16 protein-coding genes are annotated in these 15125 nt (G+C 63.0%); 11 read left to right on the top strand and 5 right to left on the bottom strand.

Annotated features, from left to right (window positions below; translation table 11 throughout):
* Positions 1 to 2: 2 nt before the first annotated feature.
* From CH290_RS04105 to CH290_RS04085, 5 genes are read right to left on the bottom strand one after another with little or no spacing between them, the layout of a single operon-like run.
* The gene (locus CH290_RS04105) at positions 3 to 1169 is read right to left on the bottom strand and encodes an acyl-CoA dehydrogenase family protein (RefSeq protein WP_019663148.1); all 1167 of its coding nucleotides are present in this window, start codon (positions 1167 to 1169) and stop codon (positions 3 to 5) included.
* A gap of 14 nt (positions 1170 to 1183) precedes the next feature.
* Positions 1184 to 2827: an AMP-binding protein gene (locus CH290_RS04100; protein WP_019663147.1), complete on the bottom strand. Its 1644-nt coding sequence runs from the start codon at positions 2825 to 2827 to the stop codon at positions 1184 to 1186.
* The gene (locus CH290_RS04095; protein ID WP_019663146.1) at positions 2824 to 3849 is read right to left on the bottom strand and encodes an LLM class flavin-dependent oxidoreductase; all 1026 of its coding nucleotides are present in this window, start codon (positions 3847 to 3849) and stop codon (positions 2824 to 2826) included. Before CH290_RS04095 ends, CH290_RS04100 begins: the two co-directional genes overlap by 4 nt.
* A gap of 25 nt (positions 3850 to 3874) precedes the next feature.
* Positions 3875 to 4645 carry an SDR family NAD(P)-dependent oxidoreductase gene (locus CH290_RS04090; RefSeq protein ID WP_019663145.1) on the bottom strand — a complete coding sequence of 257 codons (771 nt, stop codon included), beginning with the start codon at positions 4643 to 4645 and terminating at the stop codon, positions 3875 to 3877.
* Between the two features lie 32 nt (positions 4646 to 4677).
* On the bottom strand, positions 4678 to 5868 hold the full coding sequence (locus tag CH290_RS04085; RefSeq protein WP_019663144.1) for an acyl-CoA dehydrogenase family protein: 1191 nt from the start codon (positions 5866 to 5868) through the stop codon (positions 4678 to 4680).
* 121 nt (positions 5869 to 5989) lie between these two features.
* Between CH290_RS04085 and CH290_RS04080 the strand changes: the two genes are divergently transcribed.
* The 11 genes from CH290_RS04080 (at position 5990) to CH290_RS30140 (ending at position 15118) form a co-directional block, all read left to right on the top strand.
* The gene (locus CH290_RS04080; protein WP_027498652.1) at positions 5990 to 7144 is read left to right on the top strand and encodes a thiolase family protein; all 1155 of its coding nucleotides are present in this window, start codon (positions 5990 to 5992) and stop codon (positions 7142 to 7144) included.
* Positions 7145 to 7155: 11 nt separating this feature from the next.
* The gene (locus CH290_RS04075) at positions 7156 to 7920 is read left to right on the top strand and encodes an SDR family NAD(P)-dependent oxidoreductase (protein ID WP_019663142.1); all 765 of its coding nucleotides are present in this window, start codon (positions 7156 to 7158) and stop codon (positions 7918 to 7920) included.
* A complete protein-coding gene (locus tag CH290_RS04070; protein WP_019663141.1) occupies positions 7917 to 8681 on the top strand; it encodes a crotonase/enoyl-CoA hydratase family protein in 765 nt (254 codons plus the stop codon). Before CH290_RS04075 ends, CH290_RS04070 begins: the two co-directional genes overlap by 4 nt.
* 1 nt (position 8682) lies before the next feature.
* A complete protein-coding gene (locus CH290_RS04065; RefSeq protein ID WP_019663140.1) occupies positions 8683 to 9420 on the top strand; it encodes an SDR family NAD(P)-dependent oxidoreductase in 738 nt (245 codons plus the stop codon).
* 78 nt (positions 9421 to 9498) lie between these two features.
* Positions 9499 to 10050 (top strand): TRAP transporter small permease, encoded by a 552-nt coding sequence (locus CH290_RS04060; RefSeq protein ID WP_019663139.1) that lies wholly within the window; start codon positions 9499 to 9501, stop codon positions 10048 to 10050.
* A 32-nt stretch (positions 10051 to 10082) separates the two neighbouring features.
* Positions 10083 to 11528 (top strand): TRAP transporter large permease, encoded by a 1446-nt coding sequence (locus tag CH290_RS04055; RefSeq protein WP_020110888.1) that lies wholly within the window; start codon positions 10083 to 10085, stop codon positions 11526 to 11528.
* A gap of 9 nt (positions 11529 to 11537) precedes the next feature.
* A complete protein-coding gene (gene dctP, locus CH290_RS04050; protein ID WP_230621060.1) occupies positions 11538 to 12818 on the top strand; it encodes a TRAP transporter substrate-binding protein DctP in 1281 nt (426 codons plus the stop codon).
* Positions 12815 to 13279, top strand: a complete 465-nt coding sequence (locus CH290_RS04045) for an FAS1-like dehydratase domain-containing protein (RefSeq protein ID WP_019663136.1) — start codon at positions 12815 to 12817, stop codon at positions 13277 to 13279. The genes dctP and CH290_RS04045 overlap by 4 nt, the downstream gene beginning before the upstream one ends.
* Positions 13276 to 13665, top strand: coding sequence for a MaoC/PaaZ C-terminal domain-containing protein (locus CH290_RS04040; RefSeq protein ID WP_019663135.1), 390 nt, complete (start codon positions 13276 to 13278; stop codon positions 13663 to 13665). Before CH290_RS04045 ends, CH290_RS04040 begins: the two co-directional genes overlap by 4 nt.
* On the top strand, positions 13662 to 14957 hold the full coding sequence (locus CH290_RS04035) for a phenylacetate--CoA ligase family protein (RefSeq protein ID WP_033190156.1): 1296 nt from the start codon (positions 13662 to 13664) through the stop codon (positions 14955 to 14957). Before CH290_RS04040 ends, CH290_RS04035 begins: the two co-directional genes overlap by 4 nt.
* Positions 14954 to 15118, top strand: a complete 165-nt coding sequence (locus CH290_RS30140) for a hypothetical protein (RefSeq protein ID WP_019663133.1) — start codon at positions 14954 to 14956, stop codon at positions 15116 to 15118. The genes CH290_RS04035 and CH290_RS30140 overlap by 4 nt, the downstream gene beginning before the upstream one ends.
* Positions 15119 to 15125: the final 7 nt, after the last annotated feature.

The raw sequence follows: 15125 nt of genomic DNA, 5'->3' as shown, positions 1-15125 counted from the left end.
TCTCAGTAGCTGCGCGGCAAACCGAGAACGTGCTCGGCGGTGTAGTTGAGGACCATTTCCTGGCTGATCGGCGCGATCCGCATCAGACGGGATTCGCGGAAGTACCGTTCCACGTGGAACTCCTTGCCGAACCCGAATCCGCCGTGCACCTGAAGCGCTGCGTCGGCGGCGAAGAAGCCTGCCTCGGCGCACAAGTACTTGGCGGCGTTTGCTTCTCGGCCGCACGGCAGACCGGCGTCGACCATCCACGCGGCCTTGTCGACCACAGCGGTCGCAGCGTCGAGTCGGATGCGCGCTTCGGCGAGTTGGAATGCGATGCCCTGGTTCTTTCCGATGGGCCGGCCGAACACTTCGCGTTCCTTCGCGTACTGGGTGCCGCGGCGCAGCGCCGCCTCACCGATGCCGAGGGCGGCATTGGCCGAGATCACGCGCTCGGCATTCAGACCGCCCAGGATGGTGCGGAACCCATGACCGACCTCGCCGACGACATCCTCGTCCGCGACGAACAGCTCGTCGATGAACAGTTCGTTGGTGTCGACGGCGTTGCGTCCCATCTTCGGAATCGGGCGGATCTGTACTTTGCTGCGGTCCATGTCGGCGAACAGCAACGTCATTCCCGCGGTGCGCTTCTCACCGTCGATACGCGGACTCGTTCGGCACAGCAGCAGCATCTTCTCCGCTTCCTGCGCCTTCGTGATCCAGACCTTCTTGCCCGACACTTCGAATCCACCGTCGACCTTTTTCGCGAAGGTCTTGATGTTGGTGGTGTCGGTGCCTGCATCGGGCTCGGTGACGGCGAACGAGGTGTGCAGCTCGCCGGTGACGACGCGAGGAAGGTACTTCTTCTTCATCGCCTCGCTACCGTGGTGGATGATCGGCTCGAATCCGAAGATGCCGATGTGCACGGCGCTGCAACCGCCCATACCTGCTCCGGATGCCGAGATCTCACGTTCGACGATCGCGGCCTCGGTGACACCGAGTCCCCCGCCGCCGTATTCCTCGGGGACCGTCAGGCCGAGCCAACCGCCCTCGGCCACAGCGTTGTAGAAGTCCCACGGAAATTCGTGGCTGTCGTCGTGCTCCATCCAGTAGTCGTCGGGGAACGCCTTGCAGAGCGTCTTGACCGCGGCGCGGATGTCGTCGTGCGTGGGGTCGGAAGAGTAGTCCATGTGTATCTCCTGCGCTATGCGACCGGCACCGCAGTGCGATCGAACGTGTCGGCGGTGACGCCCTCGTCGCGCAGTACTGCCTTGCGGACCTTCTCGGACGGTGTCTTGGGAAGTGCGTCCAGGAAACGGACGTAGCGAGGTGTGGCGAAGGCCGGGATTCGTCCTTTGCACCAATCGAGAATCTCGGCAGGATCGGCCTTTTCGCTGACGACCACGGCAGCGAGCACCTCGTCCTCGCCGGCCTCGACGTCGGCGGGTACCCCGATGACAGCGCATTCGACGACCGCCGGGTGTGCCAGTACGGCCTGTTCGACCTCGTAGGAGCTGATGTTCTCCCCGCGCCTACGCAGCGCGTCCTTGTAGCGGTCGACGAAGTAGAACCAGCCGTCCTCGTCCTTCCGCAGTGCGTCACCGGTGTGGAACCAGAGATTGCGCCACGCTTCGAGGGTCTTCTCCGGCATGCCGTAGTAGCCCATGCTGCAGGTCCACGGCTGGACCGGGCGTACGACGAGCTCTCCGACCTCGCCGACGGGTACTTCGCGGTCGGTCTCGGGGTCGACAAGCCTGATGTCGAACCAGTCCGACGCCACCTTGCCTGCCGCGCCGGGCGGGATCTTCTCGCCGTACGGAGTGAGGATCGGCGCGCACGTCTCGGTGAGACCGAATGCGTTGACGAAAGCCTCTATGCCGTAACGATCTTTGAACTGCTCGACGACGGTGTCCGCGATCGGGGCTGCGTACACGGCGCGCAACCGGTTGTCGCGATCGTTCTCCCGTGGCGCCTGTTTCCACGCGAAGTCCATCATGACGCCGACGAAATTGGTGACGGTGACACCGGAGTCACGGACCATGTCGATCCATCGACTTGCACTGAACTTGGGGTGCACCACGGCACTGGCGCCCGCCACGAGCGCTGGATAGACGGCCATGAACTGGGCGTTGCCGTGGAATAGCGGCGTCGTCGTCATGTAGCGATCCGAGGGAGTGAGCCGCGTGAGCGAGACGACTTCCTGCGCGAAGAAGTACAGCTGCGAGTGCGGCATCGCGACACCCTTGGACGGCCCCGTGGTGCCCGAGGTGAAGAAGATCGCCCCGAGGTCCTGCGCCCGCGGCGCAGGAACGGTGACGGGCGTACCTTTCTCCAGCTCGTCCCAGGCTTCGGCCTGCCAACCGTGCTCGCGCAGCAGGGCGATCGCCTTGTCCGCGGTTCCGGTGTCGATGACCCAGAACTCCTCGATGCCGCGGCTGTGCTCGGCGATGGCGACGAAGCGCTCGGCGAACGTGTCGTCGATGACGGCCCAGCGGGCTCCGACCGTGACGATCTGGTGGCGGAGGAATTCGCCTTCGTAGTTGGTGTTGATCGGCACTTCGACGGTTCCGCCGACGGCGGCAGCGAACCAACTACGCACCAGCCGGGAGGAATTCATCGCCATGATGACGACGCGGTCACCCTGCTGCGCGCCTGCGGCATGCCATGAGCCGGCGATACGTTCTGCGGAGCCGAGAATCTCGGAGTAGGTGAACTCCAGCTTCTCCTCGGGCGTCACCAGGAAGGTGGCGTCGGGCGTGGCTGCGGCGTGGGTCCGCAGAACGTTGCTGAGCGTCCACCCCTCGGGGTCTGTGAAATTGGGGTGCAGATCGGTGTATGTCTGGCTCACTTGAAATCCCGGAACGGTTCGAGGGCCAGCATCGACGGAACGACATCCTTGCCCAGGCGCTCGATCGCGGCGATGGTCTCGTCGCCGTCCATCGTCGGCCACTGGGGGCGCAGAAGCAGTGGATCGACCGGGAGGGTGGTCACGAGGTCGGTGAGCTTGCCGACGACGTCGTCCGGAGTTCCGACGATGACGTGGTCGGACACCGACTCGGCGAACTGGTTCGCCAGGTCGCGGCCCGCCATGACGTCGAGACCCTTGGCGGCGTAGGTGAGATACCGGCCCTGAGCGACACGGGCGTACTCGACCATCGCCTCTTCCTTGCTGTCCGCTACGAGGACGTTGCGGCGAAGCGGCTGAAGGCCGAATTCCTTGCCGCGTGCCTCGAACAGATCTTTCACGACGCGGTAGCGCTCCTCGACCTCGTGCTTCGGGGTCTCGGGCGGCACGGCGTAGGCGTCGCCGTACTTTCCTGCTCGGCGCACACCGCCCATGGCGTGAGCGCCGATCCAGATCGGAACGTGCGGCTGCTGGACCGGATGCAAGTGCGGCTTGACACCGTCGAGCTGGAAGTACTTGCCCTCGAAGGTGACCTCGTCCTGGGTCCACAGCTGCTTCATCACTTGGAGGGATTCGTCGAACCGCCCGGCTCGCTCCTTGTACGGAACCTGAAGGTAGTCGAATTCCTCGGGGCGGTAGCCCAATCCGGCACCGAAGATCAACCTGCCCTCGGTGACGACGTCGAGAGTCGCGATCTCCTCGGCGAGCATGACCGGGTGATACAGCGGTGCGATCATGATCTGCGTGACGAGCTTGGTCGTCGGCGCGACGTGCGCGGCAAGGCGAGCGAGCAGCGGCACCGGCTGGAGCCAGCGAAGATCGCCGTAGAGGAAGTGCTGACCGATGGCGATGTAGTTGAAACCGTTGTCCTCCGCGGTCTCGACGATGCGGAGGATGTCCTTGAACTGCTGCGCCGGCGTCACCGACTTCGGCACGTCGCTGAGCAGTAAGCCGACCTGAACCATGAGAGTCCCTTCTGATCTGGCGCGCTTATTGCGCGGTGAGGCCGCCGTCGACGGGGATGGTGACGCCGGTGATGTAGCTGGCGTCGTCGCTGTTGAGGAATGCGATGACCGACGCGATCTCCTCGGGCTCGGCGCCGCGGCCGAGTGGGATAGTCGCGACGAAGTCAGCGGTGAGAGCAGAGACGTCGGATCCTGGCTCGCGTCCGAAGAACTGAGCGAGCATCGGCGTCTTGACCTGCCCGGGGCAGATGACGTTGACGCGGATTCCATCCTTGGCGCCGTTGAGTGCGAGAGCGCGACCGAACGGTACGAGCGCACCCTTCGTCATCGAATAGATGGGACTGAACGGCGAACCGATGAGCGCCGACGTCGACGAGGTCAGCGTCACCGAGCCCTTGCCGCCCGCCTTCTTGAGTAGTTCGAACCCGAGCGTCGTGGAGTAGTAGGCGCTCTTGACGTTGACGTCGATGTTCTTGTCCCACGTCGCATCGTCGACCTCGAGCCCACCCGGACCCGGCATGCCGACCTGGGCGTGCAGCGCATGAAGTACACCCTTCTCGGCGTCGATCTTGGCAAAGAGCGACTTCAGGTCGTCGTTGTTCGTCGCGTCGACCGTCACGGCCGTCGCCCGACCGCCCTCGGCCTCGATCTCCGCGGCAACCTTGCGCGCGGCTTCCTCACTGAGGTCGGTGACGTAGACGAACGCGCCTTCCGAGGCGAGACGATGGCTGATGGCACGGCCCATGCCGGATCCTCCGCCGATGACGGCGGCGATGCGGCCTTCATATCGCTGCATTTCTTGTACTCCTTCTCAAGTTACTTCGTTATTCAAGCGCGTTGGTCGAACGAACGTCCCAGTAATTCGGAAACTATTCGGGTTCTCTGCATGGTCGGCGTCCCGCCGGCGAGCGCCCAGCCGTGCGCGTCACGGTGCATGCGCTCGATGCCGAACTCCTCGGTGTAACCGTTGCCGCCGTGAAGCTGCATCGCCAGGTCGGTGACCTTCTTGGCCATCTCGTTAGCGGTGCACTTGGCAAGGGAGACGTGCAGCGAGTTGGGGAGCTGTTCCCCGTCGATCACCGATGCAGCTGCGCGCTGCAGCAGCAGCCTGGCGGCATCGACCTGAAGCGCCATGTCCGCGATCGTCATCTGTACGGCCTGGAACTCGATCAACGGCTTGCCGAACTGCGTTCGCTCCTGGACGTAGCGGATCGACTGGTCGAGCGCCGCCTGACCAAGCGCAAGGCTCATCGTCGAATTGCCGAGTCGCTCGATCGAGAACGCGGTGAAGAGCGTGCGGAAGCCACCGGGTTCGACGACGATGTTCTCCTTCGGAACGGCGACATCGTCGAAGTAGATGTCGGCCGACGGGATCCCGCGGAAGCCCATGAGCTTTTCGCGTGCGCCGTAGCTGACACCCTCGCGATTGGCTTCGACGAGAACAGCGCCGATCCCCTTCGCGCCCTGGGCATCGCTCATGCGCGAATAGACGAGGTAGACGTCGGCCTCGGAGCCATTGGAGATCCAGCGCTTGTTTCCGCTGACTCGAACCGTGTCGCCGTCTACCGTTGCTTTGGTGGTCAGATCCGTGGCAGCAGAGCCCGCGTCGGGTTCGGAGATCGCCACGGCCATCGTCAGGTCGCCGGCGATGATTCCAGGCAGGAACCGCTCTCGCTGCTCCTCGGTTCCGATCCGGGCGATCACCTGGGCTGGGCCGGTGTTCGCCTCGAAGATCTGGAATGCGGCGGGCCTGCAGTGGTAGGCGAACTCCTCGATGACGTTGAGCGCCTGTTGAAGCGGCGCACCTCCTCCGCCGAAACGCTCGGGAAGGGCGATCCCGAGGAAGCCGAGCGATCCGAGGAATTTGCGTTCTTCGAGCGGGAACGCAGTTCTCTCCGCATCCCACTGCGCAGCCTTGGGGGCGTACCGCTCAGAGGCGACCTTGGCGGCCACCTCTTTGATGGCGCGCTCGTCGTCGGTGAGTGTGCTGGCAGACATGGCCACCTCTTTCATGCTCATGATTATACTAATCCGGTGTGACCTACGGTACAAGATCTCACTCGTCGGCCACTAGGTTCATGCTAAACATAATCATGAATAGTTCGCGAGCTTTCCAGAAACCTGCTTCAGGAGGGTTTTCATGACACGAGCAGTCATCGTCGACGCCGTACGTTCGCCCATGGGCAAGGGCAAAATCGGAGGTGGACTGTCACACCTTCACCCCGCCGACCTTCTCGGTCAGGTATTGAGGCAGTTGGCGGACAGATCCTCGCTCGACGCGGGCTTGCTGGACGACGTCATCATCGGCTGCGTCGGCGGCAACGGTGAGCAGTCTGGAACGCCAGGCCGTCAGGCTGTGCTGTCCGCGGGTTTCCCGGCCCACGTGCCGTCGGTGACGGTCGAACGCAAATGCGGCTCCGGCCAGCAGGCACTGGATTTCGCCGTCCACGGCGTCGTGGCCGGTGCGTACGAGATCGCGATCGCAGGCGGGGTCGAATCGATGAGCCGGGTCCCCATGGGCAGTGCACGCGGCGACGCCGATCCGTTCGGCGAGGGTGTTCGAGAGCGGTTCCCAGTGCTGGTGCCGCAGGGAGTCGCCGCGGAACTCGTCGCACAGAAGTGGGGAATCTCCAGGTCGGAACTCGACGAATACTCCGCTCGCTCCCACGCACGAGCCTCGGAGGCGGACTTTGCCGGCGAGATCGTGCCGGTCGGTGGCCTCGTCGCCGACGAAACCATCCGAACGGGCACAACGGCCGAGAAGCTCGGCGGACTGAAAGCCGTGTTCGGCACCGACGAGCGTCGAGCGCAGTTCCCTGACCTCGACTGGACCGTCACCGCCGGGAACGCGTCGCAGATCACCGATGGTGCGGCGGCCCTGTTGGTGATGAGCGAGGAGCGGGCCTCGCAGTTGGGTCTGCGGCCCCGGGCCAGAATCGTCGCCTCCGCGGTGATCGGCGACGATCCTCTACTGATGCTCACCGGCCCGATCCCGGCGACCGAAAAGGTGTTGAAAATGGCGGGTTTGACGCTGGCCGACATCTCCGCTTTCGAGGTCAACGAAGCATTTGCCTCGGTACCGCTGGCATGGGCGAAGGAACTCGGCGTCGATCAGGACGTGCTGAATCCCGTCGGTGGCGCCATTGCACTAGGGCATCCATTGGGTGCGTCGGGCGCCCGCATCATGACCACGTTGATCAATCACCTCGAACGTACCGGTGGCCGTTACGGATTGCAGACCATGTGTGAAGCAGGCGGAATGGCCAACGCAACCATCATCGAGATACTGAAGTAAGGAGTCGGTTCATGGATCTCACCAATTCTTCCGCGGTCGTCACGGGCGGGGCGTCCGGCCTCGGACTCGCGACGGTCAAGCGGTTCGTCGCCGCAGGCGTCAACACTGTCATCGTCGATCTGCCGCAGTCCGCCGGCAAGGACGTGGCGCAGGAGCTCGGCGACTTCGTGCAGTTCGGTCCCGCCGACGTCGCCGATCCCGACGCCGTCGATGCGGCGTTGGATCTCGCCGAAGCGCGGGCTCCCATTCGGTCCGTTGTGCACTGCGCGGGTCGCGGCGGAACCGTCCGCGTCGTCGAAAAGGACGGCACACCGGGCTCTCTGGAGCTCTATACCTCGCTGATCCAGACGAACCTGATCGGCAGCTTCAATGTTCTCCGGCTCGCGGCCGCTCGCATGGTCCGCAACGAACCGGTCGACGGTGAGCGTGGCGTCGTCATCATGACGGCATCCGTCGCAGCGTGGGAAGGTCAGATCGGCCAGATTCCGTATGCGTCGGCCAAAGCGGGTGTTGTAGGTATGACCTTGGTTGCAGCTCGCGATCTGTCGCGAAAGCTGATTCGCGTCAACAGCATTGCTCCTGGAATCTTCGACACACCGATTCTGTCCCGATTCTCGCAGGAAATTCGCGACGGCTTGGCCGCCCAGATTCCACACCCGGCCCGGTTGGGTGACGCCGACGAATACGCCAAGCTTGCATTGCACATCGTCGACAACGCCATGATCAACGGTGAGGTCATTCGGCTCGACGGCGCGATCCGGATGCAGCCACGATGAGTGCTCTGGTCAGGGTCGAGCAGATCGAGGGTGTACAGGTCGTCACGATCACCCGTCCCGAGGTCCGCAACGCGATCAACACTGCCACTGCGCAGGCCATCGCCGACGCCATGGACGAACTGGATGCCCGCGACGACCTCGTCGCGGGTGTCATTGCCGGCGAGGGCAAAAGTTTTTGCACCGGAATGGATTTGAAGGCCTTCCTTGCCGGTGAGAAGCCGTCGATTCCGGGGCGGGGATTCGCGGGCGTCGCCGAGACTCCCCCGGCGAAACCGCTGATCGCCGCTGTCGAGGGCCACGCCATCGCGGGCGGATTCGAGATTGTGCTTGCCTGTGATCTGGTGGTGGCGTCCGAGACGGCAGTGTTCGGACTCCCCGAAGTCAAGCGCGGGTTGCTCGCCGGTGGTGGCGGATTGCTCCGGCTGCCCGACCGGGTCCCGCGCGCGTTGGCCGTCGAGTGGTGCCTCACCGGTGACTTCATCAGTGCGCAGGAAGCCAAGGACGCCGGCCTGATCAACCGGCTCACCCCAGCGGGAGAGGCGCTGGAGGTCGCGTTGGAGCTGGCGAAGAAGATCGCGAAGAACGGCCCGATGGCCGTGCGGGCGACCAAAGAGATCATCACCAAGGCCCGCGACTGGTCCAACGACGAGCAATTCGCGGAGATGTGGAAGATCTACGAGCCGGTCAGAAGCTCGGAAGACGCCCGCGAGGGGGCGTCGGCGTTCAAGGAGAAACGGACTCCGGTCTGGAAGGGGCGCTGAGGTGGTTGCGATCGTCACCGGCGCCGGAAGCGGGATAGGCAGAGCTGTATGTCTCGAACTCGCGCAGGCAGGTACGCAGGTACTCGCCGTCGACATCGATCTCGCCGGCGCCGAAGAGACCAGTCGGATGTCGGCCGGCACCGTCGTCGCGCACCGAGCTGACGTCTCGAATCCCGCTGAGGTCGAGGACTACGTAGCCGCTGCGGTCGACACACTCGGCATTCCGGATCAGTTCTTCAACAATGCCGGGATAGCAGGAGTCAACCGAGCGATCGTGGACATGTCTCCGGCCGAGTGGTCGACCACGATGTCGGTCAACCTGAACAGCATGTTCTACGGACTGAAGTATGTTCTTCCACACATGATCACGACGGGCAAGGGGCAGATCGTCAACACAGGATCCATCGCGAGCCTGCAAGGAGCAGCCAAGCGCGCGGATTACGTTGCCGCGAAACACGCAATTCTCGGGCTGACGAGAACTGCTGCGGCCGAGGTACGCGAGCACGGGATAGCTGTGAACTGTATCTGTCCTGGTTCGACCGACACACCCATCATCGGTAAGTTCAGGGCACTTCTCGCTCGCGACGGTCAAGCGATCCCGGCCCAGGGTGTCGGTGGTCGCGGTATGGCCAGTGCCGAAGAAGTCGCGCGCACAGCAGTTTTCCTTCTCCGAGAAGATGTCCCGTTCCTCACAGGGTCGGCCATCTCCGTCGATGGTGGCGCATCGGGCCAGTACTGAATGTCCGATTCTATTGCTTCGCATCATTCGTATAGATAGAGTTGTTTGCATCACACTCTTTCGAGCGGAGCACCTGTTTTGACGAATCCTGTAGGCAATCGCCTGTTCACGCTGGTCGAGATACCTGCGGTCGTAGGGCTCCTCGCCATGATGGTGCATACCGTCGCAAACGCGTTCTCTCGCACTGTGTTCGGGGAGCCCATAACCGGCACCCTCGAACGAGTCCAGTACTGGTACATGCCCTTGGTCGTCCTACTGGGCTTCGTGATCGCGATGCATCGCGGCGAACACGTGTGGGCCGATATGTTCTACACACGGTTCCCTGCGGCCGCCAAGCGGTACGTTGCCGCAGGCTCGAGCATCGTGTGCGCAGCGGTCTGCCTGGTTACCGTCGCCTACTCGTTCGATCATGCGCAACACAATCGCGACATCGAGCTGACGGCCGGACTGACCGATATCGCAGCGTGGCCACTGACGTACCTCGTCCCGATCACGTTCGCACTCTTCGCCGTACAGTACGTACGTCTCGGATGGAAACAATTACACGACGAAGACATCGACGATTCCGGATCCTCTTTTGCTGTCTCTCCCGAATCCGACCACGCGGCCGACACAGAGAAGGCACGATGACCGCCGTAGCCACGCGCGAACCCTCCAAACCAATGCCCGGTCGAGTTCGAGCAGGCCGATTCCCGAGCGGAAGCATCACCCTTGCAGTATTCGTCGCGGCAGCCGTCGGGTCCACCGTCGGTACGTTCCTCGGCGGATCGAAGGAGACCATCGGCGTCCTGTCGATCGTCCTGCTACTGAGCCTGATCTTCCTGCGGATGCACATCGGTTTCGCGCTTTTGGTGTCCGCGCTGATGGGAATGTGGGCACTGCGCGACTTCGGTGTCGTCACCAGCACCGTCAGCAAATTGCCGTATCACAATGTTGCACAATGGACGTTGAGTGTCGTTCCGATGTTCGTATTCATGGGTCTGCTGCTGTGGCGATCCGGAGTGACCGAGAAGCTCTACGATGTCGCACGGACTTGGCTGGGGTGGATGCCCGGCGGCCTGGCAGTCGGCACCAACCTCGCGGGAGCTGGGCTCGCCTCGGTCAGCGGTTCGACAGTCGGGACTACCTATGCGTTGGCACGTATCGGCATCCCCGAGATGCTCCGAGCGGGTTACGACAAGCGTCTGGCCATCGGATCCGTCATGGCCGCCGGACTGCCCGGCCAGCTCATACCACCCTCGATCACTCTTGTCGTGTTCGCCGGGATCGCGGAAGTCCCTGTTGGAGAGCAACTCTTGGCCGGAGTCGGCCCCGGTGTGGCAGTGGCGGTCTTGTTCAGCATCGCGCTGATGATCGCGGCATCGATTGTCAAACCGAAGACACCGGAGAAGGTGGACGTCGCTCCGGAATCCACGGGTGCCAAGTGGCGTGCACTCGTTTCGGTGTGGCCGGTTCCGGTCCTCGTGCTGGTGGTCGTGGTTGGCATGTTCTCCGGCGTTTTCACCGCTACCGAGGCCGGCGGCGCTGCGGCGATGGTTGCGCTGTTCGTCGCACTGTTCGCACGTCGCCGCGACCGCCCATTTGCCGCAGTCAGCGAGGCTGCTGTGAGTGCCGTAGCAAGCACCGGATCGATCTTCCTGATGCTTCTCGGCGCAACCGCATTGTCCAGAATGCTTCCCTTGACCGGATTGACGACCGGGTTCACCGATTGGACAACCAACCTTGGCTTGACGGCGTGGCAGTTCCTCGCGTTGATGACCGTGGTCTACCTCGTGATGGGGATGTTCCTCGACGCCCTCGCGATGATGCTCCTGACGGTACCACTGCTCATCCCTACGCTCGCTTACCTCGACATCTCGCTGCTGTGGTTCGGTGTCTTCGTCGTCTTCATGGGCGAGCTCGCCGTCATCACTCCGCCCGTCGGCATCCTGTCCTACATCATTCACGGCGTAGCGCAGGACCCAGAAGTGAACCTCGGCAACAAGATCAGTCTGCGCGACGTATTCGCCAGCGTTGCATGGGTGATGCCGATCGCGCTCGTCTTCGTCGTCCTGCTGATCGCGTTCCCGCAAGTCGCAACGTTTCTTCCAAGCCAGATGGGTGGATAAAGGTTGAACGTGTTCGGTTTCCCCAAAGCACTGTCCTGCATGGTCATTGCCGCGACCGTGGTCGTGGCGACCTCCTGCACCACAACGACCGAATCGAACAGTGGTGGACCCGGCATCGAGTACGGCGCCACCCTGGACCAGTACCGGGCCGCCTTCGACGATGTCGAACCTGTTCACCTGTACGCACAGACCCCCGGACCTCAGGGCTCGTTCGTCAGCGACAAGATGGAGATCTACTACGACGCGGTCACCGAGTGGTCGGGCGGGAAGGTGACCTTCGATATCTTCTACGCCAACGCCATCGCAGGTGCCAGTGAGATCGACGACGCACTGGGCGACGGACGAACGGACATCGACGGCTTCGCTGTCGCCAACCAACCAGCCGAGTATCCGGCGGTCAACACGTTGATCAACGCGTCCTTCCTCGGCGATATGTCTCCTATCGCAGGCATTCTGCAATCGCACGCGTGGTTGCTCGAGTCTGCGTACGCAACAGAAGAAGTCGCGCAGGAATTCGCGGACAACGACATGCATCTGTTGATGCCGTCGTACAACGGGGGCGGCATGGCGCTACTGTGCGCCGAGGAGGCGCAGACCCTCGACCAACTACGAGGACGTCAGATTTCCGCTGCAGGCCGGACTCAAGGCGCACAGATCAGCGGGTTGGGCGCCATACCGGTGAGTGCGTCGTATTCGGAGCTGTACGAAAGCCTGCAACGCGGCGTGGTCGACTGCACCGCGACCTCGGTGCAGAACGCAGTGCTGGGCGGGTACCTCGGTCTGACACCGGAAGTGATCATCGATCCGTCCGCTGGCTTCGCTTTGACCTTCGGGTCCGTAGCGCTCAACCAGAACCGTTGGGACAGCATGCCGCTGCTCGTTCAGCAATTGCTGTTCGATCGACTCGACGTCTTCCTCGAAACCAATATCCGCACCTCGTGGGACGCGATGGTGCAGGGAGTGCACGACATCCAGGACGCAGGCGGAACAATCACCGAATTCGCACCGGATGCACGAGAGCGACTACAGAGCGTCAACAACCAACAACTCGAACTGCTGAAACAGTCCCCAGCGCTGGAAGACGCAGCCACCTCGATGACCGAATGGGCCGCAACCGCCTCGCGGTGGAGCACCCTCGTCCGAGATCTCGGTTACGACGAGACGATGACCTACCCGGAGTTCGCCGACTTCTACGACACCGACGCCATCGATCTCGGGCCCTACGTCGACGCCGTGTTCGACGAGGTTCTACTCGACCACCGCCCGACCTCGCCGGACACGGAAGCATGAACAATCCTGTTGCCATCACCGTCGGCGCGGAGCCGGTGACTCGCGAGGCGATCCGACGGTTCGTCGAGGCGCACGAGATGGCCGACCCACGCTTCGTCGACCCAGTCGACCCCATCGCTCCATGGGCAATGCTGTCCTCGTTCTCCATGCCTGCGTACTGGACGCCAGGAGACCCGTCATTGAGCGACGGCGCCCTCCCTCCGTTGCCCTGGGATGCGTGCGGCGTGCCCGCTGCCGAATCCGTCACCAACAGGATGGAATTCGAGTACTTTCACCCACTGCGGCCCGGAGACGTGATCACTACCGAATACCGGGTCACTGGCGTGACGCCGAAACGAACAAGTGTGGGCGACGGCAGCTTCGTGGATTTCGAGCTGACCTTCCTACGCCAGGATGGCACTGTTATCGCACGCGAGCGGTGCAGCGTCTATCGGTACTTCCCGTTCGAGTCCCGACGATGAACGCACCTCTACCGGAGATCCGGCTGCCTCTGACGTTCCAACGGCTCGTGATGTCTGCCGCTGCCAGTCGAGATTTCGCTCCGGCACACATCGACCACGAGGCTGCACGGGCCGGCGGTGCGCCTGGCGCCTACGCAGACGTCATGTTTGTGCTCGCGATGTTCGAACGGTGCGTCGGCGAGTGGGCTGGTACGCGCGCCTCGCTCGAATCGTTGCGGGCCATCGCCCTGCACGATTTCGTGCTTACCGGCCAGGATGCCGTCGTACGCGGCGTCATCACCGACGAGTCCGATACATCGGTAACCGTCGACCTGATTCTGCTGCAGGACAACGACCGCCGAGCTGCCACTGCAACGGCAATCATGGTCCGGGATGGTATGAGATGACTACCGCGAATGCGCTGACCGAATCGATGAGCGGCCTCACGGCGACCCGCTTCCGCGACACTGCACTGGTCCGTGCGCTCCGGCTCGCCCGGGACGAGTCCCCCTTCCACCGATGGTTCTACGGAGACCATGCCGTCGATGTCGATTCCGTAGTCGACCAGCGGTCCTTCGCCCTTCACATCCCGGTTGCCCGCAAGGCCGACTATCTCCGCTACCAGAAACTGCATCCTGGCACTGTGCGGGACGACGTTCGCCAATTACACCTGACCAGCGGGACCAGCGGGGTGGGCAGGGAGGTACATCCTCGAACGGCACACGACCTCGCCGCTCTGGGTACCGGCGGCGCCTATCAGTACTTCTGGGCCGGTCTTGCCGCAGGCGAGAAGATCATGCTCACCATTCCGTACTCGCAGACCATGGCCGGGCCGTACTTCCAGGCATCCGCTCTCGCTGCCGGTCTCGTTCCGACCAACGCATTCACGGGATCAACGGCCGAGCGCATCGACATGCTGCAACGTTTCGGCTGCGCCGGCATGTCCATCACGCCCTCCTACCTACACCGCATGACAGCCGAGGCCAAGCGTCTCGGGATCGAGCCGAAGCGCTCTGGTTCTGCGCTACGAGCAATCTTTCTCTCCGGTGAGCCTTACGGGATCGAGTGGGCGGAGTCGATGCAGGAGTTCTGGAGCGCCACAGTCCACGAAGGGTGGGGTGCAACTCAGACCCTCGGAGTGGTGATGGCGACCAAAACCGGTGCGATCGAGGAACACGGACGCGGCGTCCTCCACGGCATCGGACACCGTTGTCTCATCGAGGTGCTCAATCCAGACGGGGTCGCCGTAGCTCCTGGTGAGCGCGGCGAGATAGTGGTCACGACCCTTCGGACCCGCGGGTTGCCGAGCATACGGTTCGGGATGGGCGACAGCATCCGGTTGCTGCGCGACGGCTTCTTTCCGGAGTTCGAGGCGGGATCGATCGGTCGCATCGACGACATGATCAAGATCAGGGGTATGAATATCTGGCCGAGCGCTGTGGATGCGGCGGTGCTCCGTGTGCCCGTACTCGACTACAGAGCGATTGTTCACACTGCCGATAACGGCAGCGAGTCCGTCGACTTGCAGCTGGAGATCGACGCGGCTGCCGACGTCGACCCGAACCTGATGGCGGATATCGCGGAGACGATCAAGCGCACTGTCGGAATCTCGATGTCGATCTCTGTGCTACCCACCGGGACACTGGACGAACAGCACTTCAAGTCCCGACGCTGGACCGACCGAAGGGCAGTGCGATGACCGACTCGATCGAGCAAGAATTGGGCCGTGCCCGGGCTCATCTCGACGCCGTAACGCAGTTGGTGGCCGAACTTCCAGAATCACCGTTGCTTATCCAGTTCTGCGAACGAATCGACGCGCTGGTCGACGAGTTCACTTGGGAACTGGGCGCACAACCCTGACTCTGCC

The sequence above is a fragment of the Rhodococcus sp. 06-156-4 genome, from assembly GCF_002259345.1.
Lineage (GTDB): Bacteria > Actinomycetota > Actinomycetes > Mycobacteriales > Mycobacteriaceae > Rhodococcoides > Rhodococcoides fascians_E.
This window is presented reverse-complemented; position numbering and strand designations above follow the sequence as displayed.

Excerpts from the sequence above, each read along its gene's own strand:
- CH290_RS04105 (WP_019663148.1), bottom strand. The coding sequence starts at position 1,169 with ATGGACTACTCTTCCGACCCCACGCACGACGACATCCGCGCCGCGGTC.
- CH290_RS04095 (WP_019663146.1), bottom strand. The coding sequence starts at position 3,849 with ATGGTTCAGGTCGGCTTACTGCTCAGCGACGTGCCGAAGTCGGTGACG.
- CH290_RS04090 (WP_019663145.1), bottom strand. The coding sequence starts at position 4,645 with ATGCAGCGATATGAAGGCCGCATCGCCGCCGTCATCGGCGGAGGATCC.
- CH290_RS04085 (WP_019663144.1), bottom strand. The coding sequence starts at position 5,868 with ATGAGCATGAAAGAGGTGGCCATGTCTGCCAGCACACTCACCGACGAC.
- CH290_RS04080 (WP_027498652.1), top strand. The coding sequence starts at position 5,990 with ATGACACGAGCAGTCATCGTCGACGCCGTACGTTCGCCCATGGGCAAG.
- CH290_RS04075 (WP_019663142.1), top strand. The coding sequence starts at position 7,156 with ATGGATCTCACCAATTCTTCCGCGGTCGTCACGGGCGGGGCGTCCGGC.
- CH290_RS04070 (WP_019663141.1), top strand. The coding sequence starts at position 7,917 with ATGAGTGCTCTGGTCAGGGTCGAGCAGATCGAGGGTGTACAGGTCGTC.
- CH290_RS04055 (WP_020110888.1), top strand. The coding sequence starts at position 10,083 with ATGCCCGGTCGAGTTCGAGCAGGCCGATTCCCGAGCGGAAGCATCACC.
- CH290_RS04045 (WP_019663136.1), top strand. The coding sequence starts at position 12,815 with ATGAACAATCCTGTTGCCATCACCGTCGGCGCGGAGCCGGTGACTCGC.
- CH290_RS04040 (WP_019663135.1), top strand. The coding sequence starts at position 13,276 with ATGAACGCACCTCTACCGGAGATCCGGCTGCCTCTGACGTTCCAACGG.
- CH290_RS04035 (WP_033190156.1), top strand. The coding sequence starts at position 13,662 with ATGACTACCGCGAATGCGCTGACCGAATCGATGAGCGGCCTCACGGCG.
- CH290_RS30140 (WP_019663133.1), top strand. The coding sequence starts at position 14,954 with ATGACCGACTCGATCGAGCAAGAATTGGGCCGTGCCCGGGCTCATCTC.